We start from the raw sequence: 16,204 nt of genomic DNA, 5'->3' as shown, positions 1-16,204 counted from the left end.
CGAATGCGGTCGACTATTCAGCATTGATGCTGACTGACACGACGCCTTCGCGAGCAGGCTCGCTCCCACAGTTCGTTTTGCAGTGTTCTTCGAAGGGTTGGCTATGCTTGTGTGACACACACGGCAGACGAGGGATTTATGGACGATCCAGTCGACAACAAACCGCCGACCTTCTGGCAGATGCTGCACAGCGTGATGGCGGCGGCGTTCGGGGTGCAGAGCGGCAAGAACCGGGCTAGGGACTTCACCCATGGCAAGCCCAGCCATTTCGTGATGCTGGGGATTGTGTTCACCGCCATCTTCGCGTTGACGCTGTTTGCCATCGTCAAACTGGTGCTGCACTTCGCCGGGGTCTGACGCGTTCAGCGCATCAGAGTCTGCAGGGTGAACGGGTAGCGATACGACGCCGGTTGCCCTTTGGCTGAGAGCTTGCGGAAATTCACGCCGTAGTTCGGCGACTTGCCCATGGCCAGCATTTGTCGGGCATGACGCTTGTCGATCAGTTGCAGCAACGGAATCTGCCGGTCACGGCCGCCGTAGCGATCCAGCTCGACGCCTTGCTCGACGTCATGCAACTCGACCAGCGCCCAGCCACCCAAGGTGAAATGTCCGCCGACCAGTGCGCTCAGGCGCCCGTCAACCAATGCCTGCAAGGCCGCCGGTGAAGTGTTGACCGCACTGAACAAGGCATCTTTGCCGGGGACTTTGCCGATGTCGGCGTAGGCGCGCATCGCACCGAAAGCCATTTCATCATTGGCCGACCACACCAGCGACACCTTCGGGTAACGGGCGAACAGCTGTTTGGCCTGCTCATAGGCGCGTTCTTGGGTCCAGCCGCTGTAAACCAGCTGTCGCAAGCGTGTCTGTGGATGTTCGGCCAGCGCCCGCTGCATGCCGCGCTCGCGTAATTGCGCCGAGGGCGTGACCTTCAGCCCGGAGAACGCCAACACTTCAATCGGCTCAGTGCCTGGCGTCGACGGATGCAGGCGGATCAGTTCCTTCATCATCAAGTAACCGCCCTCCTCGTCGTTCGGCACCAGGCTGCCAATGCGGTCGTCACGCTCGCCGACCATGGCCTGCTGGTCAGCCGTCAGTGCGGCGTTGACCATAAACAGCTTCACACCGCTGTTCTGCGCCAGACGCAGGATTTGCGGGGCGACGTATTGTTCGTTGACGAAAATCAGGTACTCGGGACGATTCGGCCCCTGTAATGCGAGGCGTGCCTGAGCGAGGGTCAGTTCGGGCTGGCGTTGGGAATAGAGGATCTGCAGGTCGATTCCCAGATCCTGAGCGGCCGCCTGCATGAATTGCGAATAGCTGACCCAGAACGCTTCTTGCGTCGAACCCGGATTCAAAAACAGCACAGACTCTGCCCGCGCGCCGGTCTGGAACAGCGCGCCGAACAACAGAAGACTGATATGGAAAAACTTGAACATGAAGCATCCGGGCCCAACGAAAAATGGCCGCGCATTATAGCCCTCGTTTCATCGGCTATTGATGCCTGACCCCGCTTTTTGTCCGACAATCTGTCGCAAGCGAGGCCCGGATCGGTCGTTTACTGATGGCTGACCCAGAATACCGCTGTTCCTACTACGAGAATGATCAGGAACAGGATGGCCCACGCATCGACACTGCTGTCGCTTTTTCTTGCCTTGGTCGGGTTGCTCATTGCATCGCCTCTTGTCGGTTTTATCGGTGATTGCAGAAAGACTCGACCACAGTTAAGACGATGATTGTCCGCACGACAAATGTGGATTACTTGACAGCCATTCTCGTTAGGCGATTTGGTTCTTTACATATACTCAAACATCACTTTTGCGCATAACTGCAAACGGGTATATTGCCCCGGCTCCGTTAGGGAGTGCGCGGCCGTGCGCGCAGAATTGCAGAGGCACAATCGGACTCCAGCAAGCGAAAACGCAGTGCTACTCCGAATGGCCCAAGCCTGAGAACAGGACTTATATGTACGTATACGACGAGTACGATCAGCGGATCATCGAGGACCGCGTCAAGCAGTTCCGTGATCAGACCCGACGCTATCTGGCAGGTGAGCTGAGCGAAGAAGAATTCCGCCCCCTGCGCCTGCAAAATGGCCTGTACATCCAGCGCTTTGCGCCGATGTTGCGTGTGGCGGTGCCTTACGGCCAGCTGACTTCGCGTCAGACGCGCATGATGGCCAAGATTGCCCGCGACTACGACAAGGGCTACGCCCACATCAGTACGCGGCAGAACGTGCAGTTCAACTGGCCGGCGGTGGAAGACATCCCGGACATTCTGGCTGAACTGGCCACCGTGCAGATGCACGCGATCCAGACCAGCGGCAACTGCCTGCGCAACGTCACTACCGACCAGTTCGCCGGCGTCGCTGCCGATGAAGTGATCGACCCGCGCCCATGGTGCGAAATCGTCCGTCAGTGGACTACATTCCACCCGGAATTCGCCTACCTTCCGCGTAAATTCAAGATTGCCGTCAACGGTTCGACCGCTGACCGTGCCGCCATTGAAGTCCATGACATCGGCCTTGAGCCGGTGCACAACGCCGCTGGCGAACTGGGTTTCCGTGTGCTGGTGGGTGGCGGCCTCGGCCGTACGCCAGTGGTTGGCGCGTTCATCAACGAATTCCTGCCGTGGCAGGATCTGTTGAGCTATCTCGACGCCATCCTGCGGGTGTACAACCGCTACGGCCGTCGCGACAACAAATACAAGGCGCGGATCAAGATCCTCGTCAAAGCCCTCACGCCGGAAGTGTTCGCGCAGAAAGTCGATGCGGAAATGGAACACCTGCGCGGTGGCCAGACCACATTGACCGACGCCGAACTGCAGCGTGTGGCCAAGCACTTCGTCGACCCGGACTACAAGGCGCTGGACAACCAGACTGCGCAACTGGCCGAGCTGGATAAAGAGCATCCGGGTTTCGCCCGCTGGCGTACCCGCAACACCCTGGCGCACAAGAAGCCGGGTTATGTCGCCGTGACCCTGTCGCTGAAACCGACCGGCGTTGCCCCGGGCGACATCACTGACAAGCAGCTCGACGCCGTCGCCGATCTGGCCGACCGCTACAGCTTCGGTCAACTGCGTACCTCGCACGAGCAGAACATCATTCTCGCCGACGTCGAGCAAAGCCAGTTGTTCACCCTGTGGGGCGAACTGCGTGAAGGCGGTTTCGCTACGCCGAACATCGGCTTGCTGACCGACATCATCTGCTGCCCTGGCGGTGATTTCTGCTCGCTGGCCAACGCCAAGTCGATCCCGATCGCCGAATCGATCCAGCGCCGCTTCGACGACCTCGATTACCTGTTCGACATCGGTGAGCTGGACCTGAACATCTCCGGTTGCATGAACGCCTGCGGTCACCACCACGTCGGCCACATCGGCATCCTCGGCGTCGACAAGAAAGGCGAAGAGTTCTATCAGGTCTCCCTCGGCGGCAGCGCCAGCCGGGATGCGAGCCTGGGCAAGATCCTCGGCCCGTCCTTCGCACAGGAAGCCATGCCTGACGTGATCTCGAAGCTGATCGACGTGTACGTTGAACAACGTACCGAAGACGAGCGCTTCATCGACACCTACCAGCGTATTGGCATCGACCTCTTCAAGGAACGCGTCTATGCAGCGAATCATTAAGAACAACGAGGTCGTCGACGAAACCTGGCACTTGCTGCCCAAGGATTTCAACATCGACGAGATCAGTAACTGCGACGATCTGATCGTGCCGCTGCAACTGTGGCGCGAACACAGCCGCATGCTCAAGGCTCGCGACGGCGGTCTGGGTGTCTGGCTGGACGCCGACGAAGAAGCCGAAGAAATCGGTGAAGACGTCGCCGAGTTTCAGGTGATTGCCCTGAACTTCCCGGCGTTCACTGACGGCCGCAACTACTCCAACGCCCGCCTGCTGCGCGACCGTTACGGTTTCAAAGGTGAATTGCGGGCGATTGGCGATGTGCTGCGCGATCAGCTGTTCTACATGCATCGCTGCGGTTTTGATGCCTTTGCCATTCGCGCGGACAAAGACCCGTACGAAGCGCTGGAAGGCCTCAAGGACTTCTCGGTGACCTATCAGGCTGCCACTGACGAACCACTGCCGCTGTTCCGTCGCCGCTAAGTCTTCAGGTTTAGCGCGGACAAAAAAACGCCGGTCATGTGACCGGCGTTTTTTTATGCCTGCTCGAGTTACCAGAAGCGCTGCTGGGTCAGGCGACTCCACCAGCTCAGCAGTACGCGGTCGACCGAGCCGCTGGCGGCCATGCCGATACGCTCCTGCAAGCTTTTGCGCTCGGCGTAGTGCAGGTGATAGACCTCGGCTTTTTTCGCCCGGTCTGCCAAATATTCATCACTGGTCTTGAGCTCATCGACCAGTTGCTTATCCAGCGCCGCGACGCCGAGCCAGACTTCACCGGTGGCCACATCATCGATAGCCAGTTGCGGGCGGTAGCGGGCGACGAAGTTCTTAAACAGTTGATGGGTGATGTCGAGGTCTTCCTGAAACTTCTCGCGGCCCTTCTCGGTGTTTTCGCCAAACACGGTCAGGGTGCGTTTGTACTCGCCGGCGGTGAGGACTTCAAAGTCGATATCATGCTTTTTCAGCAAGCGGTTGACGTTGGGCAGTTGAGCGACCACGCCGATCGAGCCGAGAATCGCGAACGGCGCGCTGATGATCTTCTCGCCGATACACGCCATCATGTAGCCGCCACTGGCCGCGACCTTGTCGATGCACACGGTCAATGGCACACCAGCCTCGCGGATACGCGCCAGTTGCGACGATGCCAGACCATAGCTGTGGACCATGCCGCCTCCGCTTTCCAGACGCAGGACCACTTCGTCTTTTGCCGTGGCCAAGGTCAGCAGCGCGGTGATTTCATGGCGCAGGCTCTCAGTGGCCGAGGCTTTGATGTCGCCGTCGAAATCGAGGACGAATACGCGGGACTTTGCTTCGGGTTGTTTCTTCTGCTTCTTCGCGCTTTTCTCGGACTTGGCTTCGCCTTTACGCAAGGCCTTTAACTGATCCTTGTCGAGCAAGGTCTGCTCCAGCCGCTCGCGCAGGCCTTTGTAGAAATCATTGAGTTTGCTGACCTGCAACTGACCGGCCGATTTGCGCCGGCCCTTGCTACGCAATGCAGCAAAACTGGCGAGCACTACCAGAATGGCTATCACCAACGTGACGGTCTTGGCCAGGAAGCTGGCGTATTCGGTGAAAAACTCCACAGAGACTCCTTAGAACAGTGCGTGGATGTGAAACACACGCGGGATGGCTCCAGCATACCCATGCGCCGGCTCATCGGCCAGCCGTGAAACCTCTGGCAACACCCCTGTAACGGGCATTTCAAACAAGCGTATGTTTTTTCATTGACAGCTAACCGTCATCCTCATAACCTCGCCACAACCTTCAACGTACCGGGATGACGCGGACGTGGGCAGCATCTACTTGATTCGACATGGCCAGGCCTCCTTTGGTGCAGACGACTATGACGTCCTGTCGCCGACCGGTGTGCGCCAGGCAGAAATCCTCGGTCAGCACCTCGCTGAACTGGGTATCAGCTTCGATCGCTGCCTCGCCGGTGACCTGCGTCGCCAGCAGCACACGGCCACCAGCGCGCTGGCGCAATTCACCGCCAAAGGGCTGCCAGTACCGACGCTGGAAACCGATTCCGCCTTCAACGAGTTCGATGCCGACGCGGTGATCCGCGCCCTGCTCCCGGACATGCTGGCAGACGAGCCGGAAGCTCTCGACATCCTGCGCAACGCCGCGCAGAACCGTGGTGAATTCCAACGCATTTTCGCCCTGATCATCGAGCGCTGGCTGGCCGGCACTTATGACACACCGGGGCTGGAAAGCTGGCTGGGTTTCGTCGAACGGGTTCAGGCCGGGCTGCAGCGCATACTCGATCTGGCCGATAAAAATCAGAAAATCGCCGTGTTCACCTCCGGCGGCACCATCACTGCCCTGCTCCACCTCATTACGCAAATGCCTGCGAAACAGGCCTTTGAATTGAACTGGCAAATCGTCAACACCTCGCTCAACCAGCTGAAGTTCCGCGGTCGCGAGGTGGCTTTGGCCTCCTTCAACAGTCATGTGCATCTGCAGTTGTTGAAGGCTCCGGAACTCATCACTTTCCGCTGAGTCCGGTTAGCTGTGAACCTTGCTGTAATCAACCAGCTCCTATTACCAAGAAAGGATCGAACCATGACCTCCGTAGCCGATGCCGTAAAAGAAATGCAAGCCAAGTTCAACCCAGCCGCTGCTGCCGGTCTGGATCTGGTCTTCGGTTTCAACATCACTGACGAAGACAAGCAGTACTCGCTGATCGTCAAAGACGGCACTTGCGACATCCAGGAAGGCGAAAACCCGGACGCCAACTGCACGCTGGTGCTGGACAGCGAAACCCTGAAAGGTATCGTCAGCGGTGAAACCGACGGCATGCAGGCTTTCATGGGCGGCAAGCTGCGCGTTGAAGGCGACATGATGCTGTCGATGAAACTGTCCGAGCTGTTCCCGTCGTAATAGCGACGTTCAGTGACACAAAAATCCCGCCTTCATGGCGGGATTTTTACATTCGAGCGCTGAGGATTACTGCTCGCACCCAAGACCTGTGGGAGCGAGCTTGCTCGCGAAGGCGTCAACTCAGTCGACATCACCGTTACCTGTCACATCGCATTCGCGAGCAGGCTCGCTCCCACATTTGATATGGGGTCGTCAGTGAACGAAGCGGCCAGCAACTCCCGGGTATACGAATGCTGCGCGGCATGAAACAGCGCATTCGTCTCGCCACGCTCCACCACTTCACCGTCCTTCATCACAATCAAGTCATGGGCCAACGCGCGCACCACCGCCAGATCGTGGCTGATGAACAGATAGGTCAAGCCGTGTTCCGCCTGCAAACGCCGCAGCAAAGCCACGATCTGCTTCTGCACCGTGCGATCCAGTGCCGACGTCGGTTCATCCAGCAGGATCAAGTCGGGCTTGAGCACCAGCGCCCGGGCAATGGCGATGCGTTGCCGCTGCCCGCCGGAAAACTCGTGGGGATAGCGATGGCGGGTGGCCGGATCGAGACCGACTTCACGCAGCACATCGATCACTGCGCTCTCGCGCTCGCTGGCGGTCAAATCGCTGTGCACCTGTAAACCTTCAGCGATGATCTGCTCCACACACAGGCGCGGACTGAGGCTGCCAAACGGATCCTGAAACACCACTTGCAGGCGTTTGCGCAGTGGCCGGAGTTGTTTGCCGCTCAAGTGCTCCAGCGCCTCGCCTTGAAAGCGAATACTGCCTTGAGCATCGAGCAAACGCAGAATCGCCTGGCCCAGCGTCGACTTGCCGGAACCGGATTCGCCGACAATCCCCAAGGTTTTGCCGCGCTGAAGATTCAAGTCAATGCCGTTGACCGCGTGCAAGTACGACTTCGCGCGCAGCCATCCGCCGCCCAAACGAAAGCGTACATTGAGATCACGCACCTCCAGCAAATCCTCGGCGGGCTCCCGGCTCAACGCTTCGCCACCCGGTTCAGCGTTGAGCAATTCGATGCTGTAAGGATGTTGCGGCGAACTGAACAACTGTTCACACGACGCCTGTTCGACGATCAGACCGCCGCGCATGACCGCCACCTGCTGAGCGATGTTTCGCACCAGATTCAGATCATGACTGATGATCAACAACGCCATGCCCAGCCGCTCCTGCAGTTCTTTGAGCAGCAACAAAATCTTGCGTTGCACGGTCACGTCCAGCGCCGTAGTCGGCTCGTCGGCGATCAGCAACTGCGGCTCGCAGGCCAGCGCCATGGCGATCATCACCCGTTGCCGTTGTCCGCCCGACAGTTGATGCGGATAGGCCTTGAGCCGTTCGCGCGGATGTTGAATACCGACCAATTCCAGCAGCTCCAAAATCCGTTGGCGCGCCGCCGCCCCGGCCAGCCCCTTGTGCAGCGCAAGGCTTTCGCCCAGTTGCCGCTCAATCGTGTGCAAAGGATTCAGTGAACTCATCGGCTCCTGAAAAATCATCGCGATGCGGTTGCCCCGCAATTGCCGCAAGTAGCGCTCATGCACGCCAAGCAGCTCTTCGCCAGCATAACGGATGCTGCCGTCGATCCGGCTGATGGCCGGGTCAAGCAATTGCAGAATGCTATGCGCCGTCACCGATTTACCGGAGCCGGATTCTCCAACCAGCGCCAGACATTCGCCGGGGCGGATATCAAGGTCGATGCCGTGCACCACGGCCTGGCCATTGAACGCGACGCGCAGGTCGCGTATTTCGATCAGATGTTCAGGCATCTCAAGTCCTCGGATCAAACGCATCGCGGCAGGCCTCGCCGATGAATACCAGCAATGAAAGGATCAGCGCCAAGGCAAAGAAAGCGGTCAAGCCCAGCCACGGCGCTTGCAGATTGCTCTTGCCCTGACCGATCAACTCGCCCAACGACGCGCTGCCGGCCGGCATGCCGAAACCGAGAAAATCCAGCCCGGACAAGGTTGCGATTGCCCCAGTGAGAATGAACGGCAGATAAGTCAGCGTTGCGCTCATGGCATTGGGCAGGATGTGCCGAACGATCACTTGCGCATCGCCGACACCCAGCGCCCGCGCTGCTTTCACATATTCCAGACCGCGACTGCGCAGGAACTCGGCCCGCACCACATCGACCAGGCTCAACCAGGAAAACAGCGCCATGATCCCCAGCAACCACCAGAAATTCGGCTCGACGAACCCGGACAGAATGATCAGCAGGTACAACACCGGCAGCCCCGACCAGACCTCCAGCAAGCGCTGACCGATCAAGTCGACCCAACCGCCGTAGTAACCCTGCAACGCGCCGGCAGCGATGCCAATCACTGCACTCGCCGCCGTCAGCGCCAAGGCAAACAGCAGCGATACACGTGTGCCGAAAATCACCCGCGCCAGCACATCGCGCGCCTGATCATCAGTGCCCAGCCAGTTCTCGCTACTGGGCGGACTCGGTGCCGGTTCCGTCAGGTCGTAATTGACCGTGTCGAACGCGAACGGAATCGGCGCAAACCACATCCGCCCGCCCTGCCCCTCTATTAATTGCCGCACCTGCGCGCTGCGATAGTCCGGTTGAAACGGCAACTCACCACCGAAATCCTGCTCGGTGTAGCGCTTGAACGCCGGGAAATACCAGTCGCCCTGATACGCCACCAGCAGCGGTTTGTCATTGGCCACCAGTTCCCCGCCAAGGCTCACGCCAAACAACAAGATAAACAGCCACAGCGACCACCAGCCGCGGCGATGCGCCTTGAAGCGCGCCCAGCGGCGCTGGCCGATTGGAGATAACGTCAGCATCAGGCAGCCCTCGCGGTGAAGTCGATGCGCGGGTCGACCAGCGTGTAGCAAAGGTCGCCGAGCAGTTTTATCAGCAGGCCGAACAAGGTGAAGATGAACAGCGAGCCGAACACCACCGGGTAATCGCGGGCGACCGCCGCTTCGTAGCTCAGGCGACCGAGACCATCGAGGGAAAAGATCACTTCGATCAGCAACGAGCCGCCGAAAAACACCGTCACCAATGCTTGCGGCAAACCGGCGACGACCAGCAGCATCGCATTGCGAAACACATGGCCGTACAACACCTGCCTTTGACTCAGTCCTTTGGCACGCGCGGTCACCACGTACAGCCGTGAGATCTCGTTGAGAAAACTGTTCTTGGTGAGGATCGTCAACGTGGCAAAACCGCCGATAACCAGGGCAATCACCGGCAGCACCAAGTGCCAGAAATAGTCAGCCACCTTGGCCCACGGCGACAGCTCGGCGAAGTTGTCCGAGACCAGCCCGCGCACCGGAAACCAGTCCAGCGCCGTGCCACCGGCAAACACCACGATCAGCAGCAGCGCAAAGAGAAATCCCGGCAGCGCATAACCGATGATGATCGCCACGCTGCTCCAGACATCGAACGCCGAGCCGTTGTGTACGGCTTTGCGAATGCCCAGCGGAATCGACACCAGATAGGTGATCAACGTCGCCCACAGACCCAGCGAAACGGTCACCGGCAGTTTCTGCCAGATCAATTCGGTGACGCTGGCACCGCGAAAGAAACTCTGACCGAAATCCAGTTGCGCATAGCTTTTGAGCATCAGCCACAAGCGCTCGCTGGCGGGTTTATCGAAGCCGTACTGACGCTCGATATCAGCCACCAGTTTCGGGTCCAGCCCACGGGTCGCGCGGGATTCGCCACCGATCGTTTCTACATGGCTGGAGCCCACTGCCGCGCCGACGCCAATTCCCTGCAAGCGTGCAATGGCCTGCTCGACCGGGCCACCGGGCGCGGCTTGCACGATGACAAAATTGACCAGCAGGATCGCCAGCAAGGTCGGCACGATCAGCAGCAGACGCCGCAGGCTATAACCCCACATGGCTGTACTCCTTGGGCATCTGAGTAGTGGTCAGTGCGGTCGGGCTGATTTCCCACCAAGTGTCGAGACCGGCGTCGTACAGCGGCGCAATCGCCGGCCGGCCGAAGCGGTTCCACCACACCGTGGAAATCCCCGGCGGGTAATAGTTGGGCACCCAGTAGTAGCCCCATTGCAACACTCGATCCAGTGCATGGGCGTGACGCAGCAGACTCTGGCGATTGTCGGCCTGCACCAACCCTTCGAGCAGTGCATCGACGGCCGGATCGCGCAGCACCATGTAATTGTTCGAGCCGGGATCAGCGGCACCGTCGGAGCCGAAGTAATTGAACATCTCGCGCCCCGGTGCCTGACTCACCGGGTAACCGGCGACGATCATGTCGTAGTCGCGATTGCGCACGCGGTTGGTGTATTGCGCGGTGTCGACCTGGCGAATATCGAAGCCGATGCCGATTTGCGCCAGGTTGCGTTTGAACGGCAATAACAGCCGTTCGAAACCTTTCTGACCGTTGAGAAACGTGAAGTGCAGCGGCTCACCATTGGCGTTCACCAACTGATCGCCCTGAGGTTTCCAGCCAGCGGCCTCCAGCAGTTTCAGCGCTTGTAGTTGTTCAGCGCGGATATTGCCACTGCCGTCGGTTTTCGGTGCTTCAAACACCGTGGTGAACACTTCATCGGGAATCTTTCCGCGCAACGGCTCAAGAATCTTCAGCTCTTCGGCATCCGGCAATGCAGTGGCCGCCAGTGCGCTGTGCGAGAAGAAGCTGCGCTGACGCAGGTACATGCTGCGCATCATTTGCCGGTTGCTCCATTCGAAATCCCAAAGCATGGCGATGGCCTGACGCACCCGGCGATCCTGAAACAGCGGTTTTTGCAGGTTGAACACAAAGCCCTGCGCGCCTTGCGCAGCACCGGGTGCGAGATGTTCACGAAGCAATTTGCCTTGCTCGAGTGCAGCGCCCGCGTAACCGATGGTGAAACTGGTGGCGGAGAACTCGCGGTTGTAATCGAAGCCGCCGGCCTTGAGCACCTGCCGCGACACGTCGGTGTCGGCGAAGAACTCCACGCTTAACTGATCGAAGTTGTACAGCCCACGGGTGATCGGCAGATCCTTGGCCCACCAGTCCTGCACCCGCTGGAATTTCACGCTGCGCCCGGCATCCACCGCGCTGATGCGATACGGGCCACTGCCCGGCGGAATTTCGAAACCGCCGCCCTCGGCGAAATCACGAGTCCGCCACCAATGTTCGGGCAGCACCGGCAGTGTCGCCAGGTCCAGCGGCAAGGTGCGGCTGTCGTTGTTCTTGAAGAGGAAGCGCACTTGTGTCGGCGACTCCACGACGACTTCAGCGACATCGCGAAACTGCTGGCGGTATTTGAGGCTGCCCTGGGTGATGAACAGGTTGAAGGTGTAGCGCACGTCTTCGGCAGTGATCGGCGTGCCGTCGTCGAAGCGTGCCTTCGGGTTCAGATAGAAGCGGATCCAGCGGCGATCCGGATCCAGCTCCATCTGCTGCGCCACCAGACCGTAGACGCTGTAGGGCTCGTCCTTGCTGCGATAGGCCAGTGGCGCGTAGAGCCAGCCATCGATATCGGCCACGCCGGTGCCTTTGTCGGTGTAAGGCATCAGGTGATCGAACGGGCCGCTTTCCAGCGAAGAACGGCGCAGGCTGCCGCCCTTCGGTGCGTCGGGATTGGCGTAGGCCAGGTGCTGGAAGTCGGGGGCGTATTTGGCGGGTTCGCCGTAGACCGTTAACGCCGGTTGCGGGGCGGCCCAACTGAACGGGGTTAATAGCGCACATGCGCTGAATAAAATGAGCCTGGAGAACATGGGCAGATCCTTTTACACGGTGCTGCTACTGGCCTCATCGCGAGCAGGCTCACTCCTACAAGGGTCTGCGGTGAACACAAATCCAATGTAGGAGTGAGCCTGCTCGCGATAACGCCGGGCCAGTCACCACACATCCTGCCTACCTGTGATGTGCAACAGGCCGGCGATTTTTATAGGGCGTGCTTTAGATCAATAGGTGACTAAAACCCGCCATCTCTGAGCATTTTCAAAACTTGTAACTGACCCGCGTGTACAGCGTCCGCCCAAACGGATCGCCATATTTCGGGTCGTAGCCGCTCTGGAACGTGTAGGTCTGGTTGCTGAACGGTGGCTCGCGGTCGAACAGGTTTTTCGCGCCAAGGGTCACGCTCAGGGTCTTGCGCCAGGTGTAAGTACCGGCCAGATCCCAGACGTTGTACGAGCCGACGTAATCGTGGGTGTCGCGATCGGAGTCGTGGTAACCGCTGGTGTAGCGGTTGGTGAGCGCGGCGCCGAACGGGCCGTAATTCCAGCTGCCGGTCAGGCTGTGGCGCCAGCGCGCCACGGCACCCGCCGAGGCAAAGTCACCGCCACGGAAATCGCCCAGCTTGTCGATATAGTCGCCCTTGAGTTGCTGCTGATAGTCATAACGGGTGACGTAAGTGCCTTGCAGGCCGATGCCGAAGTTTCCGTACGGCGTGCTCGGCAAACGGTAATCGAAGCTGACGTCGACGCCGTTGGTCTTGATCTTGCCGAGGTTGGCCAGGCCGGTGACGATGTGATCGATGGAGCCATCCGGCTTGCGCACCAGCCGATCCGGGTACAGCTCAGGATTCTCGAACACAGCCGATTCGGGGAACTCGGCAATCTGGTTGGCGATGTCGATCCACCAGAAATCCATCCCGGCGCTCAGGCGCTCAAACGGTTGATAGACAAACCCGAGGGTAACGTTGCGCGCGGTTTCCGGGCTGAGGTCGGTATTGCCGCCGCTGGTGCGATTGAACTGCTGCGCGCAATCACGGTTGGCGATGCCGCCATTGCTCGGATTGCCGCCAGCGCACAGACGTGGATCGTTGTAGTTGGCATTGGTGAAACTGGTAAAGGTCGGGTTGTACAGCTCATACAACGACGGTGCACGGAACCCTTCGCTGTAGGCACCACGTACCACCAGTTCCTTGAACGGCTGGAAGCGGAACGAGTACTTCGGATTGGTGGTGCTGCCGAAGTCGCTGTACTTGTCGTGGCGTACGGCGGCGGACAGTTCGAGGCTGTCGAGCACCGGCACGTTGACCTCGGCGTACTCGGCGGAAACGCTGCGATCTCCGGCAACGCTGCCGTTCGGATCGACACCGAGGCTTTGCACGTCGCCGGCAAATGCCGCGAAATCCTGGTGGAAGTCTTCCTTGCGGTACTCGCCGCCCAGCGCCAATGCCGAAGGGCCGGCCCCGAACCAGTCGCCGATTTCACGACTGATGCGCCCATCGATGGCCTTCACCCGCCCTACCGCCGTGGCGTAATCACCCTCCACCGCGTTGGCCGCCAACAGCGCGGAACCGGCAGCCGTCTGCGGGCCGAACGGGTTGATCACGCCGTTGGCAATACCGGCGCTGACGGCGCGGTCGTTGACGTAACCGTCCTGAATGCTGTTGACCACTTTGTTCTGGTTGTACGAGGCGCCGAGGTTGTAATCCCAGCCGACCAGCGTGCCGTCGAAACTCAGCAGCAAACGCTGACTGGTGTTGTCGTCTTCGTGTTGACGCGCGCCGACGGCAGTTTCGCGCCAGTTCACGTCGACCGGTTGCGTCGGGTCGAGGGCAAAACCGTTCGGCCCTGGGGTGATGCCGTTGCCCGGATAGAACGCCGTGCCGGGGTTGACCTGATTACCCATCAAAGTGCCGGGGCCGATTTGCGTGCGGTTTTCGTTTTGCGCCCAGAAGTATTCGAGGCTGACGTTGTGATCGTCCGACAGCTTGCCGGTGGCTTTGGCGAAGGCCGAGGTCTTCTCCGTTTCCGGCACCAGATCAAGGTAGTTCCACAGGCTCTGCCGGCAGATGCCGTTGCGCGCCAGCAAACCCGGTGCGTTGCAGCCAGAACCGGCCAAAGGGTTGGTGGCGTTACTGCCCTGGCTCCAGTTGGCCGGCGAAGCGGTGCCGGAGGTGTAATCGAGTCCACGGTTCGGCTGATAGTTGTAGGTGTAGCCGCGATCCTCAGCGGCCAGGCGTTGCTGCTTGTCGTAACTGACCACACCAAACACGTTGAAGCGATCATCCTGCAAATCACCGAAGCCCCAACTGCCGCTGAAGTTTCTACTTTCACCGCCCCCCGAATGGGTTGGCGTGTCGTAGTTGGTGCTGATCTGCCCTTCGGTGAGGCTGGTCTTGGTGATGAAGTTGATCACCCCGCCAATCGCATCGGTGCCGTACAGCGCCGAGGCGCCATCACGCAGCACTTCGACGCGGTCGATGGCAGCGAACGGAATGGTGTTGAGATCGACACCCGAGCCGTTGATCGCATTGGTGGCGTTGTTGCTCAGACGCCGACCGTTGAGCAGCACCAAGGTTTTATTGGCGCCGATGCCGCGCAGATCCGCATAAGACGCCCCGCCACTGCTTGAACCCACCGAACGCCCGGAGCCGACCGAAGACTGGTTGGCGGATATCCGGCTGACCAGTTCCTCGGTGGTGGACACGCCCTGCTCGCGTAACTCTTCGACGCGCAGGATGGTCACCGGCACTGCGGTTTCTGCATCGACCCGGCGGATTGCCGTCCCCGTGACTTCGACACGCTGCAGTTGAGTGGTCGGTTCGGTTGCCGTGCCGTCGGCGGCGATGGCCGGCAGCGTGTTGATTGCCAGCAGCAAGGCCAGGCTCAAAGGTGATTTGACGGGTGAAAACTGAATCATGAACAGCCATCCCTGCGTTTTGGTTTATGCAGGGATGTGCAATGACGAATAAGGATTTATAGAGGGCGGTTTAGACCGTTGGGTGATGAGGTTATGCACAAAATGCCGTGCGTCCGCATCAAGCCAATGTCACCTCCCTCAACAACCGGGTATCCAGGCCAAACCGCTCCTGGGAGACCATCTTGAACTGCCCCTCTGCGAGGTCGCAGCTCACCAGCAGATTCCACGAGTGGCGGGTTGCCGCCGAGGGAATCAGGACAAACGGATGCTCATCCAGTAAAGCGTCGGCAAACCGCTGTTGATTGGGCGACGGCCACGCGGGACTCAACCAGTAAGGATTCGGTACCTCTTCAGGCTGAACGACTTTGACCCGTGCATCTCGGATGACTTCAAAGCACGTCAGCACATAAGGCTCTCTGTCCAGTGCATCAAAACTGTTATTGGCCGCCACCTCCAGAATGGCCGAGGACGGGTCAACAGATGCATAGACGACTCGCCGGCCAGGCGCATTCCATCGACCGCCCTTCAGTTTTGAACCCATCCCGCTGTCCCATGTCTCTCCGTAGGCCTCCTGATCAAGGCGCCAGCCATACCAGTGCCCTTCCCAAGGCAAGGGATTCATGGGTAACCCCCGTACAGGAGCCGACACAAGTATTGCTCGACCATCTGGAAACCGAGCGGATGGTGGGTCAGTTCCAACGGCACGTAGCCGTTAAGGTAAGGGGTGGATTTCTGCATCCATACCTCCGCCTGTGGCAGCCCCCCGAACGCACGAGTGGCCATCTCCAGCACCAGCGCATATTGGTAGGCGACAACACTCTGCTGCGAGTCAAGCCGTATCGATTTGCCTTCCTTCAACAGCCGCTGCACGGTTCTGACAGACCGGCCGGTGATGCGTTTGACCATGTCTTCGCACAGGTACATTTCGGAAGTCGAAAGCATGTTGACGACGTCGCTCAGCTCAAAGCCCTCCTCGGTAAGGCGGACAATCAGCATGGCGTCGTCACCGAGGTCCTGGCCATGCACGAGCAAATCGACAGGCTTGCCCGCGACCTTCTTCAGCCCCGTCAGCCGGGGCACTTTTGCTGTGGGCATCGCGACATCCTCCATGGGGCATCTGGCGCGATCGTCGATCCAGAAGTTGCGCA

14 protein-coding genes are annotated in these 16,204 nt (G+C 59.4%); 5 read left to right on the top strand and 9 right to left on the bottom strand.

Going from position 1 to position 16,204, the window contains the following annotated elements:
- Window positions 1-138: 138 nt before the first annotated feature.
- Window positions 139-357 carry a DUF2970 domain-containing protein gene (locus HU718_RS13715; protein WP_110719153.1) on the top strand — a complete coding sequence of 73 codons (219 nt, stop codon included), beginning with the start codon at window positions 139-141 and terminating at the stop codon, window positions 355-357.
- A 5-nt stretch (window positions 358-362) separates the two neighbouring features.
- Here HU718_RS13715 and HU718_RS13710 read toward each other — a convergent pair whose 3' ends face one another.
- Window positions 363-1,436, bottom strand: coding sequence for an ABC transporter substrate-binding protein (locus HU718_RS13710; RefSeq protein WP_150730697.1), 1,074 nt, complete (start codon window positions 1,434-1,436; stop codon window positions 363-365).
- A 526-nt stretch (window positions 1,437-1,962) separates the two neighbouring features.
- Between HU718_RS13710 and HU718_RS13705 the strand changes: the two genes are divergently transcribed.
- Entirely contained in the window at window positions 1,963-3,621 is a 1,659-nt protein-coding gene (locus HU718_RS13705; protein ID WP_007912574.1) for a nitrite/sulfite reductase, read from the top strand.
- Window positions 3,605-4,099 (top strand): DUF934 domain-containing protein, encoded by a 495-nt coding sequence (locus HU718_RS13700; RefSeq protein WP_038368934.1) that lies wholly within the window; start codon window positions 3,605-3,607, stop codon window positions 4,097-4,099. Before HU718_RS13705 ends, HU718_RS13700 begins: the two co-directional genes overlap by 17 nt.
- A gap of 68 nt (window positions 4,100-4,167) precedes the next feature.
- Here the strand turns inward: HU718_RS13700 and sohB are convergent, their stop codons facing one another.
- Window positions 4,168-5,199 carry a protease SohB gene (sohB, locus tag HU718_RS13695; protein ID WP_186616006.1) on the bottom strand — a complete coding sequence of 344 codons (1,032 nt, stop codon included), beginning with the start codon at window positions 5,197-5,199 and terminating at the stop codon, window positions 4,168-4,170.
- Window positions 5,200-5,404: 205 nt separating this feature from the next.
- Between sohB and HU718_RS13690 the strand changes: the two genes are divergently transcribed.
- On the top strand, window positions 5,405-6,115 hold the full coding sequence (locus tag HU718_RS13690; RefSeq protein ID WP_186616007.1) for a histidine phosphatase family protein: 711 nt from the start codon (window positions 5,405-5,407) through the stop codon (window positions 6,113-6,115).
- Window positions 6,116-6,178: 63 nt separating this feature from the next.
- On the top strand, window positions 6,179-6,496 hold the full coding sequence (locus HU718_RS13685; RefSeq protein WP_095126376.1) for an SCP2 sterol-binding domain-containing protein: 318 nt from the start codon (window positions 6,179-6,181) through the stop codon (window positions 6,494-6,496).
- A gap of 143 nt (window positions 6,497-6,639) precedes the next feature.
- On the opposite strand, the gene HU718_RS13680 is transcribed toward HU718_RS13685, so the two are convergent.
- From HU718_RS13680 to HU718_RS13650, 7 genes are all read right to left on the bottom strand, one after another.
- Complete coding sequence (locus HU718_RS13680; RefSeq protein WP_186616008.1) at window positions 6,640-8,259, bottom strand: ABC transporter ATP-binding protein; 1,620 nt, start codon at window positions 8,257-8,259, stop codon at window positions 6,640-6,642.
- Window position 8,260: 1 nt separating this feature from the next.
- On the bottom strand, window positions 8,261-9,283 hold the full coding sequence (locus tag HU718_RS13675; RefSeq protein ID WP_186616009.1) for an ABC transporter permease: 1,023 nt from the start codon (window positions 9,281-9,283) through the stop codon (window positions 8,261-8,263).
- A complete protein-coding gene (locus HU718_RS13670; protein ID WP_186616010.1) occupies window positions 9,283-10,347 on the bottom strand; it encodes a microcin C ABC transporter permease YejB in 1,065 nt (354 codons plus the stop codon). Before HU718_RS13670 ends, HU718_RS13675 begins: the two co-directional genes overlap by 1 nt.
- Entirely contained in the window at window positions 10,334-12,175 is a 1,842-nt protein-coding gene (locus HU718_RS13665; protein ID WP_186616011.1) for an extracellular solute-binding protein, read from the bottom strand. The genes HU718_RS13670 and HU718_RS13665 overlap by 14 nt, the downstream gene beginning before the upstream one ends.
- A 226-nt stretch (window positions 12,176-12,401) precedes the next feature.
- Window positions 12,402-15,056 (bottom strand): TonB-dependent receptor, encoded by a 2,655-nt coding sequence (locus HU718_RS13660; protein WP_186616012.1) that lies wholly within the window; start codon window positions 15,054-15,056, stop codon window positions 12,402-12,404.
- Between the two features lie 118 nt (window positions 15,057-15,174).
- Window positions 15,175-15,678, bottom strand: a complete 504-nt coding sequence (locus tag HU718_RS13655) for an RES family NAD+ phosphorylase (protein ID WP_095120991.1) — start codon at window positions 15,676-15,678, stop codon at window positions 15,175-15,177.
- A complete protein-coding gene (locus HU718_RS13650) occupies window positions 15,675-16,151 on the bottom strand; it encodes an antitoxin Xre/MbcA/ParS toxin-binding domain-containing protein (protein ID WP_186616063.1) in 477 nt (158 codons plus the stop codon). The genes HU718_RS13655 and HU718_RS13650 overlap by 4 nt, the downstream gene beginning before the upstream one ends.
- Window positions 16,152-16,204 lie beyond the last annotated feature (53 nt).

This window comes from Pseudomonas tensinigenes (genome assembly GCF_014268445.2).
Classification (GTDB): Bacteria; Pseudomonadota; Gammaproteobacteria; order Pseudomonadales; family Pseudomonadaceae; genus Aquipseudomonas; species Aquipseudomonas tensinigenes.
Note: the sequence above shows the minus strand (reverse complement) of the source record. Positions and strands in the feature narration are given on the sequence as shown.

Bases quoted from the DNA above. Each gene is read 5' to 3' on its own strand.
- HU718_RS13660 (WP_186616012.1), bottom strand. From the start codon at position 15,056: ATGATTCAGTTTTCACCCGTCAAATCACCTTTGAGCCTGGCCTTGCTG.
- HU718_RS13715 (WP_110719153.1), top strand. From the start codon at position 139: ATGGACGATCCAGTCGACAACAAACCGCCGACCTTCTGGCAGATGCTG.
- HU718_RS13675 (WP_186616009.1), bottom strand. From the start codon at position 9,283: ATGCTGACGTTATCTCCAATCGGCCAGCGCCGCTGGGCGCGCTTCAAG.
- HU718_RS13670 (WP_186616010.1), bottom strand. From the start codon at position 10,347: ATGTGGGGTTATAGCCTGCGGCGTCTGCTGCTGATCGTGCCGACCTTG.
- HU718_RS13710 (WP_150730697.1), bottom strand. From the start codon at position 1,436: ATGTTCAAGTTTTTCCATATCAGTCTTCTGTTGTTCGGCGCGCTGTTC.
- HU718_RS13655 (WP_095120991.1), bottom strand. From the start codon at position 15,678: ATGAATCCCTTGCCTTGGGAAGGGCACTGGTATGGCTGGCGCCTTGAT.
- HU718_RS13685 (WP_095126376.1), top strand. From the start codon at position 6,179: ATGACCTCCGTAGCCGATGCCGTAAAAGAAATGCAAGCCAAGTTCAAC.
- HU718_RS13680 (WP_186616008.1), bottom strand. From the start codon at position 8,259: ATGCCTGAACATCTGATCGAAATACGCGACCTGCGCGTCGCGTTCAAT.
- HU718_RS13665 (WP_186616011.1), bottom strand. From the start codon at position 12,175: ATGTTCTCCAGGCTCATTTTATTCAGCGCATGTGCGCTATTAACCCCG.
- HU718_RS13650 (WP_186616063.1), bottom strand. From the start codon at position 16,151: ATGCCCACAGCAAAAGTGCCCCGGCTGACGGGGCTGAAGAAGGTCGCG.
- HU718_RS13700 (WP_038368934.1), top strand. From the start codon at position 3,605: ATGCAGCGAATCATTAAGAACAACGAGGTCGTCGACGAAACCTGGCAC.
- HU718_RS13705 (WP_007912574.1), top strand. From the start codon at position 1,963: ATGTACGTATACGACGAGTACGATCAGCGGATCATCGAGGACCGCGTC.